The organism is Allobosea sp. GW821-FHT09G06, from assembly GCF_059416005.1.
In genome coordinates this window covers 84,912-102,241 of the sequence record NZ_JBWKOI010000003.1, presented here as the reverse complement: position 1 = coordinate 102,241, position 17,330 = coordinate 84,912, and the positions used below count along the sequence as shown (strand labels likewise).

At 66.8% G+C, this 17,330-nt stretch carries 15 protein-coding genes; 4 read left to right on the top strand and 11 right to left on the bottom strand.

Translation table 11 applies throughout. From position 1 onward, the window contains the following. Nucleotides 1-3: 3 nt before the first annotated feature. The 4 genes from AC07NY_RS16740 to AC07NY_RS16725 all read right to left on the bottom strand — a co-directional run bounded on the left by AC07NY_RS16740 (nucleotide 4) and on the right by AC07NY_RS16725 (nucleotide 4,240). Nucleotides 4-738 (bottom strand): SIMPL domain-containing protein, encoded by a 735-nt coding sequence (locus tag AC07NY_RS16740; protein ID WP_494584784.1) that lies wholly within the window; start codon nucleotides 736-738, stop codon nucleotides 4-6. A 101-nt stretch (nucleotides 739-839) separates the two neighbouring features. Then, the gene (locus tag AC07NY_RS16735; RefSeq protein ID WP_494584783.1) at nucleotides 840-2,516 is read right to left on the bottom strand and encodes an acyl-CoA dehydrogenase family protein; all 1,677 of its coding nucleotides are present in this window, start codon (nucleotides 2,514-2,516) and stop codon (nucleotides 840-842) included. An 80-nt stretch (nucleotides 2,517-2,596) separates the two neighbouring features. Further along, complete coding sequence (locus tag AC07NY_RS16730; protein ID WP_494584782.1) at nucleotides 2,597-3,478, bottom strand: DMT family transporter; 882 nt, start codon at nucleotides 3,476-3,478, stop codon at nucleotides 2,597-2,599. Between the two features lie 102 nt (nucleotides 3,479-3,580). Then, entirely contained in the window at nucleotides 3,581-4,240 is a 660-nt protein-coding gene (locus AC07NY_RS16725; RefSeq protein ID WP_494584781.1) for a glutathione S-transferase family protein, read from the bottom strand. Nucleotides 4,241-4,458: 218 nt separating this feature from the next. Between AC07NY_RS16725 and AC07NY_RS16720 the strand changes: the two genes are divergently transcribed. Continuing rightward, a complete protein-coding gene (locus AC07NY_RS16720) occupies nucleotides 4,459-6,006 on the top strand; it encodes a methyl-accepting chemotaxis protein (protein WP_494584780.1) in 1,548 nt (515 codons plus the stop codon). A 14-nt stretch (nucleotides 6,007-6,020) separates the two neighbouring features. Here AC07NY_RS16720 and ccrA read toward each other — a convergent pair whose 3' ends face one another. Further along, nucleotides 6,021-7,292 (bottom strand): crotonyl-CoA carboxylase/reductase, encoded by a 1,272-nt coding sequence (gene ccrA / locus AC07NY_RS16715; RefSeq protein WP_492283819.1) that lies wholly within the window; start codon nucleotides 7,290-7,292, stop codon nucleotides 6,021-6,023. A gap of 293 nt (nucleotides 7,293-7,585) precedes the next feature. Between ccrA and AC07NY_RS16710 the strand changes: the two genes are divergently transcribed. Next, nucleotides 7,586-7,888: a hypothetical protein gene (locus AC07NY_RS16710; RefSeq protein ID WP_492283820.1), complete on the top strand. Its 303-nt coding sequence runs from the start codon at nucleotides 7,586-7,588 to the stop codon at nucleotides 7,886-7,888. 3 nt (nucleotides 7,889-7,891) lie between these two features. Here the strand turns inward: AC07NY_RS16710 and AC07NY_RS16705 are convergent, their stop codons facing one another. Further along, nucleotides 7,892-8,824: a PLP-dependent cysteine synthase family protein gene (locus AC07NY_RS16705; RefSeq protein ID WP_494584779.1), complete on the bottom strand. Its 933-nt coding sequence runs from the start codon at nucleotides 8,822-8,824 to the stop codon at nucleotides 7,892-7,894. A 68-nt stretch (nucleotides 8,825-8,892) separates the two neighbouring features. Between AC07NY_RS16705 and AC07NY_RS16700 the strand changes: the two genes are divergently transcribed. Then, nucleotides 8,893-9,348, top strand: coding sequence for a MarR family winged helix-turn-helix transcriptional regulator (locus AC07NY_RS16700; protein ID WP_494584778.1), 456 nt, complete (start codon nucleotides 8,893-8,895; stop codon nucleotides 9,346-9,348). Between the two features lie 3 nt (nucleotides 9,349-9,351). Here the strand turns inward: AC07NY_RS16700 and ubiG are convergent, their stop codons facing one another. Next, nucleotides 9,352-10,113 carry a bifunctional 2-polyprenyl-6-hydroxyphenol methylase/3-demethylubiquinol 3-O-methyltransferase UbiG gene (gene ubiG, locus AC07NY_RS16695; protein WP_494584777.1) on the bottom strand — a complete coding sequence of 254 codons (762 nt, stop codon included), beginning with the start codon at nucleotides 10,111-10,113 and terminating at the stop codon, nucleotides 9,352-9,354. 133 nt (nucleotides 10,114-10,246) lie between these two features. On the opposite strand from ubiG, the gene AC07NY_RS16690 reads away from it, so the two are divergent. Further along, nucleotides 10,247-11,485 carry an aspartate kinase gene (locus AC07NY_RS16690; RefSeq protein ID WP_492283824.1) on the top strand — a complete coding sequence of 413 codons (1,239 nt, stop codon included), beginning with the start codon at nucleotides 10,247-10,249 and terminating at the stop codon, nucleotides 11,483-11,485. A gap of 126 nt (nucleotides 11,486-11,611) precedes the next feature. On the opposite strand, the gene AC07NY_RS16685 is transcribed toward AC07NY_RS16690, so the two are convergent. The 4 genes from AC07NY_RS16685 to AC07NY_RS16670 all read right to left on the bottom strand — a co-directional run bounded on the left by AC07NY_RS16685 (nucleotide 11,612) and on the right by AC07NY_RS16670 (nucleotide 17,321). After that, nucleotides 11,612-14,746, bottom strand: a complete 3,135-nt coding sequence (locus AC07NY_RS16685) for an efflux RND transporter permease subunit (RefSeq protein WP_494584776.1) — start codon at nucleotides 14,744-14,746, stop codon at nucleotides 11,612-11,614. Next, nucleotides 14,743-15,936, bottom strand: a complete 1,194-nt coding sequence (locus AC07NY_RS16680; protein WP_494584775.1) for an efflux RND transporter periplasmic adaptor subunit — start codon at nucleotides 15,934-15,936, stop codon at nucleotides 14,743-14,745. Before AC07NY_RS16680 ends, AC07NY_RS16685 begins: the two co-directional genes overlap by 4 nt. A gap of 15 nt (nucleotides 15,937-15,951) precedes the next feature. After that, nucleotides 15,952-16,422, bottom strand: a complete 471-nt coding sequence (locus AC07NY_RS16675; protein WP_494584774.1) for a MarR family winged helix-turn-helix transcriptional regulator — start codon at nucleotides 16,420-16,422, stop codon at nucleotides 15,952-15,954. Nucleotides 16,423-16,529: 107 nt separating this feature from the next. Beyond that, on the bottom strand, nucleotides 16,530-17,321 hold the full coding sequence (locus tag AC07NY_RS16670; protein WP_494584773.1) for an enoyl-CoA hydratase/isomerase family protein: 792 nt from the start codon (nucleotides 17,319-17,321) through the stop codon (nucleotides 16,530-16,532). Between the last annotated feature and the right edge of the window lie 9 nt (nucleotides 17,322-17,330).

Below are 17,330 nucleotides of genomic sequence, written 5' to 3'. Positions count from 1 at the left end.
TTCTCAGGGCGTGATCTCGAAGATCACGTTGACCTGCGTCCGGTAGGTATTCTCGCCGCTGGCCAGCGGCACGGCCGCATCGCTGGCGGCCATGCGCACGGCGCCGCCATAGGGCATCGGGCGCGCCATGACCGACTGCTCCTCGATCGACAGGATCTTGCCGAGCTTGACGTCGGCCGCCTCGGCCAGGGTCTTCGCGCGCGCCACCGCATCCGCGACCGCGCGCTTGCGCGCCTCGGTCAGCGTCGGCTTCATGTCGTCCTTGACGAAGGCGATGCCGCCGCCCTGGTTGACGCCGAGCCCGACCGCCTTGTCGAGGATGCCGCCGGCGTCCGCGAGATTGCGGACCCGGACGGTCAGCGCGTTGCTGACGCTGTAGCCAGCGATCTTCGGCTCGCCGCTGCGGTCCTTGGTCGGCTGGGCATAGCGCGGCTGGATGCTGAGGCCCGAGGTCTGGAGATCGCGCTCGGCGACGCCGGCTTCCTTCAGCGCGGCCAGCACCTGCTTCATGGCGTCGTTATTGGCGGTGAGCGCGGCCCGCGCGGTCTCGGCCTCGCGCAGGACGGTGAGGTTCAGGATCGCCATGTCCGGCGCGACATTCACCTCACCCTCCCCGGTCACGCTGATGCGCGGGCTGGGCTGCGACGGGCTTTGCTGGGCTGCAGCGGGGACGGACAGCAAGGCCGCCGCGCCGACGAGCACGGTTCCGGCCAGAGCAAAGGCAAGGCGATTCGACATGATGTCTCCTGTTGACCCGACCTCCATCGGCCGGCGTCGCATCCGAGCCGGGACATCTTGTCGAAATTATCACGGCGCTGCGCGGCAAGCTGCCGCGAGTCTTACTCCTCGACGAGCCGGCGCGCGATCACCTGCGCCTGGATCTCGGCCGCGCCCTCGAAGATGTTGAGGATGCGGGCGTCGCAGAGCACGCGGCTGACCGGATATTCCAGTGCGAAACCGTTGCCGCCATGGATTTGCAGGGCATTGTCGGCCGCGGCCCAGGCGACGCGGGCGCCCAAGAGCTTGGCCATGCCGGCCTCGAGGTCGCAGCGCCGGTCGGCATCCTTCTCGCGGGCGGCGAAATAGGTGAGCTGGCGGGCGATCAGTATCTCGGCCGCCATCATCGCGAGCTTGTCGGCGACGCGCGGGAAGGCGATCAATGGCTTGCCGAACTGGATGCGCTCCTGCGCATAGCGCAGCCCGAGATCGAAGGCCGATTGCGCCACGCCGATGGCGCGGGCCGCCGTCTGGATGCGCGCTGCCTCGAAGGTCTGCATGAGCTGCTTGAAGCCCTGGCCGGGCACGCCGCCGAGCAGGTTTTCAGCCCTAACCTCGAAGCCGTCGAAGGCGAGCTCGTATTCCTTCATGCCGCGATAGCCGAGCACCTCGATCTCGCCGCCTGTAAGACCCTCGACCGGAAACGGGTCGGCATCGCTGCCGCGCGGCTTCTCGGCGATCAGCATCGAGAGGCCCTTGTAGCCGGGCTCGGACGGATCGGTGCGCACCAGCAGCGTCATGATGTCGGCGCGGACCGGATGGGTGATCCAGGTCTTGTTGCCATGGACCTTCCAGACATCGCCCTCCTTCACCGCCTTGGTGCGCAACGAGGCGAGGTCGGAGCCGGTATTGGGCTCGGTGAAGACGGCGGTGGGCAGAACCTCGCCCGAGGCGATCTTCGGCAGCCAATGCTCCTTCTGCGCGTCGGTACCGCCGCAGAGGATGAGCTCGGCCGCGATCTCCGAACGGGTGCCAAGCGAGCCGACGCCGATATAGCCGCGCGACAGCTCCTCCGAGACGACGCACATGGAGACCTTCGACAGGCCCATGCCGCCAAACTCCTCGGGGATGGTCAGGCCGAAGACGCCGAGCTCGGCCATCTTCTCGACCACCGGCATCGGGATGTACTCGTTCTCCAGATGCCATTCATGGGCGTGCGGCGTCACCTCGGCGGCGCAGAAGCGGCGCATCTCCGAGCGAATCGCTTCAAGCGTCTCGTCGAGGCCGGTATCGCCGATGCTGGCGGCGCCCTGGTCCTGGCTGAAGAGCGCGACGAAGCGGGTGCGGTTCTCAGGCGTGTTGCCGTCGGCGATCAGGGCATCGACAGCGTCCGAGCAGGCGGCGGCGACCGCCTTCTGCGACAGGCCGAGCGCCGGCAGGCGGAGGATCTCGCCCTGGCTCATCGGAATGCCACCGAAGATCTGGGCGGCGTATTCGCCGGCGCCGATGCGCAGGGCATAGTCCTCGACGGCGCCGTAGCGATCCTCGGCGCGGAGACGCTCGCCATAGGCGGCCAGCTCGCGCAGGGCCGTGACATAGGTCGCAAGCCAGGACAGGCCATGGGCGGCGTGCTGCTCGGCTTCCAGCCGGGCCGAGGAGATGCGGCCGTCGACGAGAACCTTCTGCCGCACTGCGGCAACGGCTTCCTGAAACAGCGTCTCCAAACCGGGGAGCGCTGCCGCGATCAGTTCGACTGCATCCGCACGATGCTCAGCCTTTGCGGCCGTATTGGCGTTCATGGTCTTCGACCCTCCCTTTGTTGCGACGCAGCATAAAGGGAGATCAGGCGAAACCGAAACCCTCCTTTTTGGGGAGAAGCCTATTTGCGGCTGGCGAGCACGACGCCGAGGATCGTCACGGCCATGCCGCCGATCTGGAGCGGGGTCAGCGTCTCCCCGAAGAGCAGCCAGGCCTCGACCGCGACGAGCGCTGGAACGAGATAGAGGAAAGTGACGATGCGCGAGACCTCGCCGCGCCGGAGCATGTAGAAATAGAGCCCGATGCCCCCCAGCGAGAGCACGACCGCCGACCAGGCGAGCACCAGCCACATGGTCAGGTTCCACTCGATATGCATCGGCTCGAAGGCATAGGCAAAGGGCAGGACGACGAGGCAGGCCGCGACGTACTGGATCGCCGTCACCGTGCGCAGGTCGCCCGTGGAGAGATGCGTCTTCTGGTAGAAGGAGCCGAATGTCACCGAGAACATGCCGATCACATTGATCAGGATCGGCCCGAGGATGCCCCAGAGCGCGGCCGGCTGAACGCCTGCGAGCTGCGGCTCCAGCACCAGGGCAATGCCGGCGAAGCCGCAGAGGATGCCCAGCCAGCGGATCGGGGAAATCCGCTCTCCCAGCAGCGCGGGCGCGAAAAGCGCCGTGAGAACCGGCTGCAAGCCGGCGATGAGCCCGGAAATCCCGGCTGGCAAGCCATGGCGCACCGCCCACCAGACGCCGCCGAGATAGATGCCGTGCAGCAGGACGCCGGAGATGGCGGCGTTGCGCAAGGCGCGCCAACTCCGCGGCCAGGGCGCGCCCGTCGCCAGCGCCAGCAAGGAGACGATGAGCGCCGCGCTGGCGAAGCGCACGACCAGAAAGGTCAGGGCATCGGCATAGCGGGCCGAATAGCCAGCGACCACCCAGCCCGAGGACCAGAGGAAGGTGAAGACCAGCGGGATCGCGCGCAGAATGAAAGGCGAGGACATCGGAACCTGAAACCGCCGGACCTGATCGTCTCTAGCTCCGATCCGCAGCGCCTGACAGCGCAGGAACGCGCCCTGCCCATGCTTCCGCCGGGGATACGCGCCTCAATCGCGGCCGGGCGCGCCCGGAGGGAACAGCTTGCGGAAGGGCCTGGCCTCGTCGACGGCGCGCGCGAAGGAGGGCCGCGCCAACAGGCGAGACCGGTAGGCGCGCAGATTCCCGAATGCGGCGTCGATCTCGTGGACCCAGTCGGCATAGAACAACGAGGGCGCCGCCGCGCAATCGGCGAGGCTGAAATCGTCGCCGCAGGCCCAGCGCCGGCCGGCGAGCGCCCCGTCCAGCCAGCGATAGGCGTCGTTGAGATTCTCGCGCGCCTTCGCGACGCCATAGGGATCGCGCTCCCCGGCCGGGCGCAGATGGTCGAAGACGACCGCCTGCATCGGCGTCATCACGTAGTTGTCGAAGACGCGGTCCATCATCCGCACGCCAAGCGCCTGCTTCGCATCGGCCGGCACCAGCCGGGTCGCCCCCGGATGGAACAGGTCGAGATGCTCGATGATCACGCTCGACTCGAAGACAGGCGTCTCGCCATCGACGAGCACCGGCATTTTCTTGAGCGGCCAGAGCCTGACCCATTCGGCCCCAGCCTCAGGGTCTTCGGGGCCGAGCTGGCGATAGGTGAAGGGCGTCGCGTTCTCGTAGAGCGCGACCAGCACTTTCTGACAGTACGACGAGAACGGATGTGCATAGAGCGTGAGCGACACGGGTGGCCTCCTGCGTGTGGCTGAACGATCCCCTGCATAAGATAACTGATTGCATTTTGCAATCGGATTTACCTTATCCTCACGACCGCCCCCAAGCGAGCAGAGCCGCCGACGCGCGCGCCGCAATCGTTAACGAAATCCGAAGCACCCCCTTCCGCATCGTCAACCAATCCTCAATGCGGCCGGCGCAATGTCGCCTGCGACCAACGTTTGTGACGATGCCCAGCGATTCTCCCCCTCTTCCTGCCGAAGGCGCCGAACTGCTCGACAGCGAGCATGAAGGCTTCGCCACCTTCGCACGCAATGCGCTGGCCTCGGCCATCCTGAACTTTGCCGCGGTGGTCGCCGTCGCGGCCATACTGTGGCGCCCGGACCGCGTGCCCGTCCTGATCGGCTGGGTTACGGTCACGCTGGCCTACTCGCTGTCGATGGGACTCGACATCACCGCCTGGCGCAGCCGCCTGCATGAGCGCTCGCCCTGGCCGATGCGGATCGTGCATCTGCGCGCGCCTGTTCTCGGGTTGATCTGGGGCGTGCTGCCCTGGATCGCCGGCCCGACCACCGATCCCCGCGAGAATATCGCGATCGGCCTCGTCATCACCGGCATGATCGCGAGTGGCATGACCCGCTTCGTCGTCGTGCCGCGCGCGGCGCTGATCTATGGCATCACGCTCGGCGCGACCTGCACCCTGGCCTTTGCCCAGCATTCCCTCGAGACCGCAGCGACGGCCGCAGTGCTGCTCGCGCTTTACCTCGTGTTCATGACCCGGCACGTCACGGCCTATGGCGCGACGCTGGCGGACGCCGTGCGTGGCCGCAATGCCGCGATCGAAAGCAGCCGGGAGCGCGCCCGGCTCCAGCATGACGCCCTGGCGGAACGCGACGAGACGAGCCGGCGGCATCAGGAATTGATGGAGGTCGTCGCGGCTTTCCGCCAGTCGATGGCAGGCTTCCAGGACGTGGTGAGGCGCGAGACCCGGGGCATCGCAGCCAGCACGGCCTCGCTCTCCGGCGCAGCCGAAACCACCGCGAGCCAAGCCGGCGCCGCCCGCAGCGCCGCCGCGAGCGCCACTGGCGAGATCGACGCCATCGCCGCCGGCACCGGTCATCTCAACGACGCGATCGCCCTGATCGGCGAGCGGACCTATCGCGCCGGCGCTGTGATCAGCGAGACCGTCTCGATCAGCGCGACGGCGATGACCGACATCGCCCAGCTCTCGGCGGTGATGCAAGGCATCACTGGTATCGTCGAGATGATCCAGGCCATCGCAGGGCGCACCAACCTGCTCGCCCTCAACGCGACGATCGAGGCGGCGCGTGCCGGCGAGGCCGGGCGCGGCTTCTCCGTCGTCGCCGCCGAGGTCAAGGGCCTCGCCGCGCAGACAGCCGAGGCCAGCAACGAGATCATCGCCCGGATCGGCGCGATCGGCGCCTCGGCCGGGAATGTCACGCGCTCGATCGAAGCGATCCGCCAGGCCGTCCTCGATGTCGACGACGTCACGCATGCGATCGTCTCGGCCGTCGAGGAGCAGCGGGCCTCGACCGCCGCGATGGCGAGCAATATCGATTCTGCCGCGGACCACAGCCGCCAGGCGACCGAACGCGTCGAAGAAGCCTACAACGCGGTGGGCGAGACCAAGGCCGAGATCGGGAAGGCCCGCCAGGCGGCCGAGGTGATGGCCGAGGTGGCCGGATCGCTTGCAACCTCGGTCGATGACTTCCTGCGCCGCATGGAAGCGGCGAATGCCGGCGGGCGCGCCGCCTGAGCGGCTCGAGCCGCTTAGCCCGTCAGAGCCTCGGCCACGTCCTCATAGGTCCTGAGGCCCGTGCGCGGGGCATAGACCAGCACGGACATGTTGCCCGGCGCATGCTCATTCTTCCACATCTTGTGATGGGCGAGCGGGATCTTGTCCCAGGGGAAGACCTCGGACATGCAAGGGTCGATGCGCCTGTCGATCACGAACTGGTTGGCCGCGCTCGCCTGCTTGAGATGAGCGAAATGCGAGCCCTGCACGCGCTTCTGCCGCATCCAGACATAGCGGGCGTCGAAGGTGATGTTGAAGCCCGAGGTTCCCGCGCAGAACACCACCATGCCGCCGCGCTTGGCGACGAGGCAGGAGACCGGGAAGGTCGCCTCGCCCGGATGCTCGAAGACGATGTCGACATCCTTCTTGCCGGTGATGTCCCAGATCGCCTTGCCGAACTTGCGGGCCTCCTTGGTCCACTCGTTGTACTCGGGCGAGTTGACCTTCGGCATCTGGCCCCAGCAGTTGAAATCCTTGCGGTTGATCACGCCCTTGGCACCGAGGCTCAGCACGTAGTCGCGCTTGGTCTCGTCCGAGATCACGCCGATGGCGTTGGCGCCGGAGGCCGCGCAGAGCTGCACGCCGAAGACGCCGAGGCCGCCGGACGCGCCCCAGACGAGGACGTTGTCGCCGGGCTTGATGGTGTGAGGGGCATGGCCGAACAGCATGCGATAGGCGGTGGCCAGCGTCAGCGTGTAGCAGGCGGCCTCCTCCCAGGCGAGGTGCTTGGGCTTGTGCATCAGCTGGCGCGACTGCACCCGACAGAACTGGGCGAAGGAGCCGTCCGGCGTCTCGTAGCCCCAGATGCGCTGGGTGGACGAGAACATCGGGTCGCCGCCATTGCACTCCTCGTCGTCGCCATCATCCTGGTTGCAGTGGACGATGACCTCGTCGCCGACCTTCCAGCGCTTCACCTTGGAGCCGACCGCCCAGACGATGCCCGAGGCATCGGAGCCCGCGACATGGAACGGTGCCTTGTGGACGTCGAAGGGCGAGATCGGCTGGCCGAGGCCGGCCCAGATGCCGTTGTAGTTGACGCCGCCGGCCATCACGAGGAGCAGCACCTCCTCCTCGCCGATCGACCAGGTCGGCACGACCTCGACCTGAAAGCTCTCCTGCGGTGCGCCGTGGCGCTCGCGGCGGATCGCCCAAGCGTACATCTTCTCGGGGACATGGCCGAGGGGCGGCAGTTCATCGAGCTCGTAGAGATCCTTGAGCGGCTTCACGGCGGCCTGCGACTTGGACATGGTCGTCTCCCCTGCTCTCTCTTCCGTCGTTGCCCTGCCCGGAGCTCTGCCTCGGACTGGGACGCCGATCATGCACCATATGTTGCGCTGCGCCATTAACCTAAGGAATCACACCGCAGCGCAAAACCCCCTCTTTCCAACGCTTGCGCTTTCTTCATCGTTTGCCACGATGCTGATGGCCTGCGCGACGCTCGCGCATCGGACCGAATGCCACATTCTGTCCGATGCTTCTGATTTTGCATCGGCCCGAAAACCGCTCCCCATTTTTCGGGCCGATGCTCTAAGGAGAAACGATGCCCGGTCTGCTGAAGATGATCGGCGTGCCCGACATGCCCATGCTGTCCGTGTTCTTGCTCGTCACGATGATCGTGCTCGGCGCGATGCTGCTCGGCTGGTTCGCCGATGTTCTGCTCAAAGATGCCGGCTTCGGCGTGATGCTCAATACCGGCATTGTGCTGCTCGGCGCCTTCGCCGGGGCCTGGCTCTGGCACCGCTACGGCATCCCGACGCGCTTTCCGGCCGAGGCGGTGCGGGCCGCCATCGCGACGGGCTCCGGCCTGCTGCTGCTGATCGGACTGGCGGTCATCCGCCCCTGAGCTTCAGCCGTCGAGCCTCGCCCCGAAGCTGTTCAGGTATTTCATCCCGGTATCGCACATCAGCGTGACGATGGTCGCGCCGGAGCCAAGTCGCTCGGCCAGACGTAATGCGGCCGTGACATTGCCGCCGGTCGAGGTGCCCGCAAACAGCCCCTCCTCCCGCGCCAGACGCAACGTCATCGCCGTCGCCTCGTCCGTCGAGACCGGCTCGATGGCGTCGACGAGATCGGCCCGCCAGAGCGGTACGACATAGCCGGCGCCGATGCCGTCGATCTTGTGCGCGCCGGTCGGGCCGCCCGACAGCACCGCGGATTCGGCCGGCTCGACCGCCATCAGCACGACCTTGGGGTCGCGCCTGAGCAAGGCTTCCCCCGTCCCGCGCAGGGAGGCAGCCGTGCCGACGCTCTGGACAAAGCCGCAGATGCGACCACCGGTCTGCTCCCAGATCTCGTCCGCCAGCCGGTCATAGGCCGCGAGCTGGTCGGTGTTGCGCATCTGGTCGGTCCAGAAGGCCCCCGTCTCGGCCGCGATGACGCGGGCCGCCTCGATCATGTCCTTCGTCAGCTTCTCGGTCATGCGACCGGATTCGCTGGGAATGATCGTCAGCTCGGCCCCGAGCAGGCGCATATGCGTGAGTTTTTCGCGAGCAAAGGCGTCCGATGTGACGATATGCAGGCGATAGCCCTTCACCGCGCAGACCTGCGCGAGCGAAACGCCGGTGCTGCCGCCGGTGTATTCGACGACGCTGCCACCGGGCTTGAGCCGCCCATCGCGCTCGGCCGCCTCGATCATCGCCAGGGCCATCCGGTCCTTCATGCTGCCGGTCGGGTTCTCGCTCTCGATCTTCAGGAGGACGCGCGCGCCGTTCGCCGGCACGATCCGGCGCAGCGGCAGGAGCGTGGTGCCGCCGATACGGCTCAGGATGTCGATGGGCATGGCGGATTCCCGGAAGGTAATTAGATGTATATGCAATTATTGTATCTACATGTAAATTCCGATTCGCCATGAAGGGACAGAGCGGATTGCGGGACGACGTACGGATGCTGACCCCCAGCTGCGCAGGCTTGGCCATCCGGCAAGCCGCGCGGCGGGTCACGCAGTTCTATGAAGATGCGTTGCAGGACAGCGGATTAAGCGTCGCCCAACTCGGCCTCATGGCGGTGATCGCGACGAACGAGGACGACCGCATGGCGGCGCTCGCCGAGCAGGCCGGACTCGATCCCTCGACGCTCTCGCGCAATCTGAGGGGGCTGGAGCGCGACGGGCTGGTCGAGATTGCCTCGGTGGAGAGGGATTTGCGCCGGCGCGCCGTCTGGCTGACGGAGAGCGGGCTCAGGCGCCTTCAAGAAGCCTTGCCGGCCTGGAAGGCCACCCAGGCCCGGATCACGGAAATCTTCCCGGCCGATCTGCTGCAACGGATCACCGCCGCAAGCGAAAAGCTCGCCGGGCAGGACGATTGAGCGTCAGGCCTGACCGCCCCGGCTGGCGGCGAGCATGTAGTTCACATCCATGTCGCGCGAGGCGCTCCAGCGGCCGGTCAGCGGGTTGAAGACCACGCCGGTCTGCGTCCCCAGCGTGAAGCCGTTGCCTTCGATGGCGCCGCCGAGTTCGGCCGGGGTCACGAACTTTTCCCAGTCATGCGTGCCCTTCGGCAGCCAGCGCAGGACGTATTCGGCACCGACGATCGCGAGCGCATAGGATTTCAGCGTGCGGTTGAGTGTCGCCATCACCAGCAGGCCATCGGGTTTCACCGCCGCGCAGCAGGCAGCGACGAAGGCCTCGACATCGGCGACATGCTCGACCACCTCCATCGCCAGCACGATGTCGAAGCGCTTGCCGGATTCCACGACCGCCTCGATCGTCTCCTCGCGGTAATCGATCGAAAGCCCGCTCTTCTCGGCATGGGCGCGCGCGACCGCGATATTGGTCGGTGCCGGATCGAGGCCGGTGACCTCCGCGCCCAGCCGCGCGAGCGGCTCCGAGAGCACGCCGCCGCCGCAGCCGATGTCGACGAGGCTCAGGCCACCGAGCGCCCGCATCGTCTTCGGATCGCGGCGGAAATGGGCGCAGGCCTCGTCGCGGACATAGGCCAGCCGGACCGGATTGAACTTGTGCAGGACGGCCATGGGCCCCTTCGGGTCCCACCAGTCACGGGCGATCGCATCGAAGCGGGCGACCTCGGCCGGGTCGATCGTCGAGCCTGTGCGCTGGGTCGCAGCCGCCATGAACCGGTCCTTCGCTTATGCGGTGCCGCATTGACACCGCGCCTGTCGCCCGTCATCTACACCCGCCCCGCCGCAAGTGCGAGGGCGAGTTTTCGACCCGGCTCCGGCCGGGACAGCTATCGAAAAGACCGTCATGGCCCGTCTGGTGATGAAATTCGGCGGCACCTCTGTCGCCACTGTCGAGCGGATCAAGAACGCGGCGCGCCACGTCAAACGCGAGTTCGACGCCGGCCACGAGGTCGCGGTCGTGGTTTCCGCGATGTCGGGCAAGACGAATGAACTCGTCGGCTGGTGCAAGGAAGCCGCGCCGATGTTCGACCAGGCCGAGTACGACACCGTCGTCGCCTCGGGCGAGCAGGTCACTTCCGGGCTGATGGCGATCGTCCTCCAGGAGATGGGCATGCCGGCGCGCTCCTGGCAGGGCTGGCAGATCCCGCTTTACGGCTCCGACGCGCATGGCTCGGCCCGGATCGAGAGCGTCGACGGCGCCGGTATCCTCGCGGGCTTCGACCGCAACCGCGAGATCGCGGTCTGCTCCGGTTTCCAGGGCATGAACCCGCGCACGCATCGCATCGTCACGCTCGGTCGCGGTGGCTCGGACACCAGCGCGGTCGCGCTCGCGGCCGGCCTCAAGGCCGATCGCTGCGACATCTACACCGATGTCGACGGCGTCTACACCACCGACCCGCGCGTCGTGCCGAAGGCCCGGCGTATGGACAAGGTCTCCTTCGAGGAAATGCTCGAAATGGCCTCGCTCGGCTCCAAGGTGCTGCAGGTGCGCTCGGTCGAGATCGCCATGACCCAGCGCGTGCCGACCTATGTGCGCTCCTCCTTCGACGACCCCGACAATCCCAATCCTGGCACCCTCATCTGCGACGAGGACGACATCGTGGAACAGCAGATCGTCACCGGCATCGCCTTCTCCCGGGACGAAGCCCAGATCACCCTCCGCCGCGTGGCCGACAAGCCCGGCGTCGCCGCGGCGATCTTCGGCCCACTCGCCGATGCCAATATCAATGTCGACATGATCATCCAGGTCGTCTCGGACGACCAGGCGACGACCGACATCACCTTCACCGTGCCGACGGCCGATTACGAGCGCGCCAGGACGCTGCTCGAGAGCAAGCACGACACGATCTCCTATCAGGAGATCCAGGGCGCGACGGACGTTGTGAAGATTTCGGCGATCGGCGTCGGCATGCGCTCGCATGCGGGCGTCGCGGCGCGCGCCTTCCGGGCGTTGGCCGAGAAGGGCATCAACATCCGCGCGATCACCACCTCCGAGATCAAGTTCTCGGTGCTGATCGACTCGGCCTATACCGAGCTTGCGGTGCGCACGCTGCACTCGCTGTATGGGCTCGACGCGGCCTGAGGCTAAGTTCAGGCGTCATGCTCGGGCTTGACCCGAGCATCTCCCGCCGCGAAGGCTCCCGAGCCTCGCCTTCCTGAGATTCTCGGGTCTGCGCTTCGCTCAGCCCGAGAATGACGGAGCAGCGCATCACTCCGCCGGATGCGTGACCGGCGGCGGCGCCTGCTTCGTCCCGCGGATAGAACCGCCGAGCTTCACCAGCCCTTCCGAGAGCCTGTCCATGTAGAGGAACAGGACGGGCGTGATGAACAGCGTCAGCACCTGCGAGATCATCAGGCCGCCGACCACGGCGATGCCGAGCGGCTGACGCAATTCGGCGCTCGCGCCGGCACCGAGCGCGATCGGCAAGGTGCCCATCAGCGCGGCCAGCGTCGTCATCAGGATCGGCCGGAAACGCATCACGCAGGCCTGATGGATCGCCTCCTGCGCCGATTTGCCCTCGCGCCGGAGCACCAGCGCCACATCGATCATCATGATGGCGTTCTTCTTGACGATGCCGATCAGCATCAGAAGCCCGATGATGGCGATGACCGAGAGCTCCAGATCGAACAGCCTGAGCGCGCCGAGCGCCCCGACCGCCGCCGATGGCAGGCCGGTCAGGATGGTCAGCGGGTGGATGAAGCTCTCGTAGAGGATGCCGAGCACGATGTAGATCGTCAGGATCGCACCGGCGATCAGCAGGCCCTGGTTGGCGAGCGAATCCTGGAAGGTCTTGGCCGTGCCGGCAAGCGTGGTCGAGATCGACTTCGGCAGGCCGAGTTCGTCCTTGATCGCCGCGATGCGGTTGACGCTGTCGCCGAGCGCGACGCCGGCCGGCAGGTTGTAGGAGATCGTCACCGCCGGAAGCTGGCCGAGCTGGTTGACGGTGAGCTGGCCGGCCGTGCGCTCGATCCGGGCGATGGCGCCGAGCGGCACCAGCGTGCCGGATTTGGTGCGGACGCGGATGGCATTCAGGCGTTCGGGCGTCCAGTGCTCGTTCGGGTTGAACTCGACGACGACATTGTAGCTGTCGCCGGCGGTGTAGATCGTCGAGACCTGACGGACGCCGAAGCCGGAATAGAGCGTCGCGCGCAGGATGTCGGAGCCGATGCCGAGCGCATTGGCCTTGTCGCGATCGACCACGACCGTCGCCTGCAGGGCGTTGTCCTGCAGGTCGGTCGTGACGTCGACGAAGGCCGAGCGGTCGCGGCTCATCGCGTCGGCAAGGCGCACCGCCCAACCGTTCATCTGCTGCTGGTCGAGCCCCTGCACGACGAGCTGGTACTGGCTCTTCGAGGAGCGCGCGCCGATGCGCAGGTTCTGCACGGGCGTCATATAGGTGCTGATGCCCGCGACCTGAGCGAGATCGCGCCTGAGCGAGGCCAGCACGGCGTCAATCTTAGGCCGCTCGTCGAGCGGCTTCAGTTCGACGAAAAGGCGGCCGGCATTGAGCGCGCTGCCACCGCCGCCATTGCCGCCCACGGTCGAGGCGACATGCGCCACGTAAGGCGACTTGCGGAAGACCTCGGCGACCTCGGCCTGCAGCTTCTGCATCGCGTCGAAGGAGATGTCCTGCCGGGCCTCGGTCGAAACCTGGAGCTGGCCGATATCCTCCTGCGGGAAGAAGCCCTTCGGCGTGGTCTGGAGCAGCCAGACCGTGCCGGCCATGGTCAGGAAGAAGGCGAGCAGCATCAGCGGCTGGAAGCGCAGGCAGAATTTCAGGCCAGCATCATAGCCAGCGAGCAGCTTGTCGAAGCCCTTCTCCAGCCAGCGGCCGAGCGCGTTCTCCTGATGATGCTCGGAATAGCCGGAAAGCAAGCGCGAGCAGAGCATCGGCGTCAGCGTCAGCGAGACGAAGGCGGAAGCGAGGATCGAGACCGTCACCACCACGGCGAACTCGTTGAAGATGCGGCCGATGACCCCGCCCATCAGCAGCACAGGGATGAAGACCGCGACCAGCGAGAGCGAGATCGAGATGATGGTGAAGCCGATCTCGCCCGCCCCCTTGAGCGCGGCGTCGTAGGCCGAGAGGCCGTCCTCCTCCATGTGGCGGACGATGTTCTCGAGCATGACGATGGCGTCGTCGACGACGAGGCCGACCGAGAGCGTGAGCCCCAACAGCGAGATGTTGTCGATCGAGAAGTTGAGCAGGTACATCACCGCCAGCGTGGCGATGATCGAGATCGGCACGGCGACCGCCGGGATGAAGGTCGCGGCGACCCGGCGCAGGAAGACGAAGATCACCATCACCACGAGCGCGATGGTGAGCAGCAGCGTGAACTGCACGTCCTCCACCGCCTGGCGGATCGAGGTCGAGCGGTCGTTCAGCAGCGAGAGGGAGGCTGCCGCCGGCAACTGGTCCTCGAAGGCCGGGATCATCGCCTTGACGCGATCGACCACCTCGACGGTGTTGGCGTCGGGCTGGCGCTGCACGGCAAGCACGATCGCGGGCGTACCGTCATAGGTGCTGCGGGTCTGGGTGTTCTCGACGGAATCGATCACCTTGGCGACGTCGCCGAGCCGGACCGGCTTGCCAGAGCGCGTGGTGATGATGACGTTGGCGAACTGGGCGGCATCGGCGAGCTGCGTCTTCGCCTGGATGGTCAGCTGCTGAGCCGAGTTCTGGATGGTGCCGACCGGCGTGTTGGCGTTGGTCGCGGTGATCGCCTGCTGCAACTCGTCCAGTCCGATCCCGCGCGCAGCGAGCGCGGTCGGATCGATCTGGATGCGAACGGCATATTTCTGGCTGCCCCAGATCAGCACCTGCGCGACGCCGTCCACGGTCGAGAGCGCCGGGGAGATCACCTGCTGGGCGAAGGCGTCGAGCTGCGAGAGCGGCACGACATCGCTCTTCAGCGCCATCAGGATGATCGGCGCATCGGCCGGGTTCACCTTGCGGTAGCTCGGCTGCGTCGTCATCTCGATCGGCAATTGCCGCTGGGTGCGGGCGATCGCGGCCTGGACGTCGGCCGCCGCCGCGTCGATATCGCGGTTCAGCACGAACTGGATCGCGATCGAGGTCGAGCCCTGCGAATTCGTGGTCGAGATCGAATCGATGCCGGCGATGGTGGCGAACTGCTTGATCAGCGGCGTCGCGACCGAGGTCGCCATGGTGTCTGGCGAGGCGCCGGGCAATTGCGCGGAGACGTTGACGACCGGGAACTCGGCGCGCGGCAAGGCCGCGACCGGCAGGAAGCGCCAGGCGAAGAGCCCCGCCAGCACCAGCGAGACCGACATCAGAATGGTCGCGACGGGGTGGCGGATGCAGAAACCGGAGACGTTCATGAGCGTGCGCCCTCCGCAACCGGCGTCGCCTGCGCCGGCTTCTCGCCGGTGGCCGCGCGCTCGCGCACCTTGGTGCCCTGCTTCAGCCGCATCTGGCCGTCGGTGACGACGCGCTCGCCCGGCGCGATGCCCTCGGTCACCGCCGTACGCTCGCCATCGCTGAGCGCGACCTTGATCTGCCGGAGATCGACCGTGGAATCCGGCTTCACGACGAAGACATAGGGCCCCTTCTGGCCGGTCTGGACAGCGACGGTCGGGATCACCGCGACACCCGTCAGGGTCTCAGGAATGATCTCGACATCGACATATTGTCCCGGCCAGAGGCTGAGATCGTCATTGGCGAAGGCGGCCTTGGCGGTGATCGTGCCGGAGGTGATGTCGACGGTGGAATCGACGAAGTTGAGCTTGCCCTCGGTCGCCATGCGGGCAGCATTCGGCACGCGGGCGGTGACCGGCACCGGCTTCGCGGCAGCGAGCGCGCCCTGCAAGGTCGGCAATTCGCTCTCCGGCATCGCGAAGGAGACGCGCAAAGGCTTCATCTGCGTGATCGTCAGCAGGCCGGTGCCGCTGCTGTTGGCGCTGGCATTGACGAGATTGCCCGGCGTGACCTGCACGGTGCCGATGCGCCCGTCGATCGGCGCGGTGATGCGGGTGTAGCTCAGCTTGAGGCGATCGGCGTCGAGCGTCGCGTGGTCGCCCTGGATCGAGGCGGCGGAGCTGCGCTCATCGGCCGTCGCCTGATCGACCTGTGCCTGCGTGCCGGCATTGCGGGCGAAGAGCTGCTTGTAACGATCGAGATCGGCGAGGTTGCGGGTATGGGTGGCCTCGTCGCGGGCCAGCATCGCCTCGTCCTTGGCGATCTGGGCCTTGATGTCGCGATCGTCGAGGGTGAAGAGCAGGTCGCCGGCCTTGACGAACTGCCCGTCGGTGACATGCTGAGCCATGATCTGGCTGTCGATGCGCGAGCGCACAAGCACGCTCGCCGGCGTCTCGACGAAGCCGATCGCGTGCTTGCGTACCGGGAAATCGGCCTGGATCGCGGCAGCCGTGACGACCGCGACCGGAGCCCCCTCACCTCGCCTGCCGCTGGCCGTATGCGCGGCCTCAGGCGAGCGTGAATGCCAATACCAGGCTCCGCCGGCCGCAAGGCCGATCGCAACAACGCCGATGATCAATCCTGAACGCTTCATCTGATGTCCATTCGCTCAGGCTGCGTCGTCGGCGGAGGCCGGCGCCTTGTCTTCGGATCGGGCGCGAATCTGCTCGCGGATCGTCGAGAGCGTGCCGAGAGCGGACAGGATCGCGCCCTCCTCGGCCTCTCCGAGAATCTCGTCGGCGATCTCGGTCCGGACGGAATCGAGCTCGTCGACCAGCGCCCGCCCCTCCGGGGTGAGGAAGAGCCGATAGGCGCGGCGGTCGGCAGGGTCCTCGCGGCGCTCGATCAGGTTCTGGCTCTGCAAGCGATCGAGCAGGCGGGCGAGCGAGATCGGCTGGAGGTCCATCTGCTCGGCGAGCGCGGCCTGATTCAGCCCCTCCTGACGCCGCAACCGCGACATCACGCCCCATTGGGCCCGCGTCGTGCCGTGCTGGCGGGCGCGCTGCTCGACATAGGTCCGGAGCAGCCGCGAGGTTTCAACCAGCTGGAAAACCAGCTCCCGCCGCAAGGGTCGCTTCATTCGCAGGCCTCCCAATCGTAAGCCTGCTTATCATATGTCTGATTACGGCATTTTCAGGAGCGGATTGTGCGGCGCACGCAAAGGTGAACAGGCAGGCCGACAGCGCCTCACCGGCCGGTGAAGGCCGCCGGCCGCTTTTCCAGAAAGGCCGTCACGCCCTCGCGGAAATCGGCGGTCGCCGTCGTCTCGCGGAAGGCGTCGCGCTCTGCGTCGAGATGATCAGCGAGATCGGCGTCCGGAGCTTCCGCCAGCAAGGTGCGGATGCGGCCATAGGCGCCGGTCGGCCCCGCCGCGAGCTTGCGGGCCATCGCCAAGGCTTCGTCGCGCGCCTGGGCGGCCGGCACGACGCGGTTGACGAGGCCGATTTTTAGCGCCTCCTCGGCCCCGAACACATCAGCAAGCAGCGCGATCTCGCGTGCCTTGCGCTGGCCGACGAGGCGGGCAAGCCGATAGGTGCCGCCGAGATCGGAGGTCGCGCCGATCCGGGAATAGGCCATGGTAAAGCGGGCATCGTCGGCCGCGATCGCTAGATCGCAAGCGAGCGCGAGGCTGAAGCCGCCGCCCGCGACCGCTCCATGCAGGCAGGCGACAGAGGGCTGCGGCAAGGCATCGAGCAAGCGCAGCGCCTCGTGCATCGGTGCCATGATCGCCTCGATACCGGCCGCGACATCGCTGCCGGCGAGAAACTGCGAGATATCGCCCCCGACGCAGAAGGAGCGGCCATTCCCCTGCAGCAGGATGGCGCGGACATCGCCGCTGGCCGCAATCACCTTCACCTGTACGAGGAAGCGCTCCGCCATCGGCGCATCGATGGCGTTGAGCTGCGCCGGCCGATTGAGCGTCAGAATCGCGACGCCACCGTCACGGGTGAGCTGAACCGAATCGGATGCGTCGGCCATGGCGGTCTC

What these genes read in the sequence shown, in the direction of transcription:
- AC07NY_RS16740 (WP_494584784.1), bottom strand. Translation starts at nt 738, where the DNA reads ATGTCGAATCGCCTTGCCTTTGCTCTGGCCGGAACCGTGCTCGTCGGC.
- AC07NY_RS16735 (WP_494584783.1), bottom strand. Translation starts at nt 2,516, where the DNA reads ATGAACGCCAATACGGCCGCAAAGGCTGAGCATCGTGCGGATGCAGTC.
- AC07NY_RS16730 (WP_494584782.1), bottom strand. Translation starts at nt 3,478, where the DNA reads ATGTCCTCGCCTTTCATTCTGCGCGCGATCCCGCTGGTCTTCACCTTC.
- AC07NY_RS16720 (WP_494584780.1), top strand. Translation starts at nt 4,459, where the DNA reads ATGCCCAGCGATTCTCCCCCTCTTCCTGCCGAAGGCGCCGAACTGCTC.
- ccrA (WP_492283819.1), bottom strand. Translation starts at nt 7,292, where the DNA reads ATGTCCAAGTCGCAGGCCGCCGTGAAGCCGCTCAAGGATCTCTACGAG.
- AC07NY_RS16710 (WP_492283820.1), top strand. Translation starts at nt 7,586, where the DNA reads ATGCCCGGTCTGCTGAAGATGATCGGCGTGCCCGACATGCCCATGCTG.
- AC07NY_RS16705 (WP_494584779.1), bottom strand. Translation starts at nt 8,824, where the DNA reads ATGCCCATCGACATCCTGAGCCGTATCGGCGGCACCACGCTCCTGCCG.
- AC07NY_RS16700 (WP_494584778.1), top strand. Translation starts at nt 8,893, where the DNA reads ATGAAGGGACAGAGCGGATTGCGGGACGACGTACGGATGCTGACCCCC.
- ubiG (WP_494584777.1), bottom strand. Translation starts at nt 10,113, where the DNA reads ATGGCGGCTGCGACCCAGCGCACAGGCTCGACGATCGACCCGGCCGAG.
- AC07NY_RS16690 (WP_492283824.1), top strand. Translation starts at nt 10,247, where the DNA reads ATGGCCCGTCTGGTGATGAAATTCGGCGGCACCTCTGTCGCCACTGTC.
- AC07NY_RS16685 (WP_494584776.1), bottom strand. Translation starts at nt 14,746, where the DNA reads ATGAACGTCTCCGGTTTCTGCATCCGCCACCCCGTCGCGACCATTCTG.
- AC07NY_RS16680 (WP_494584775.1), bottom strand. Translation starts at nt 15,936, where the DNA reads ATGAAGCGTTCAGGATTGATCATCGGCGTTGTTGCGATCGGCCTTGCG.
- AC07NY_RS16675 (WP_494584774.1), bottom strand. Translation starts at nt 16,422, where the DNA reads ATGAAGCGACCCTTGCGGCGGGAGCTGGTTTTCCAGCTGGTTGAAACC.
- AC07NY_RS16670 (WP_494584773.1), bottom strand. Translation starts at nt 17,321, where the DNA reads ATGGCCGACGCATCCGATTCGGTTCAGCTCACCCGTGACGGTGGCGTC.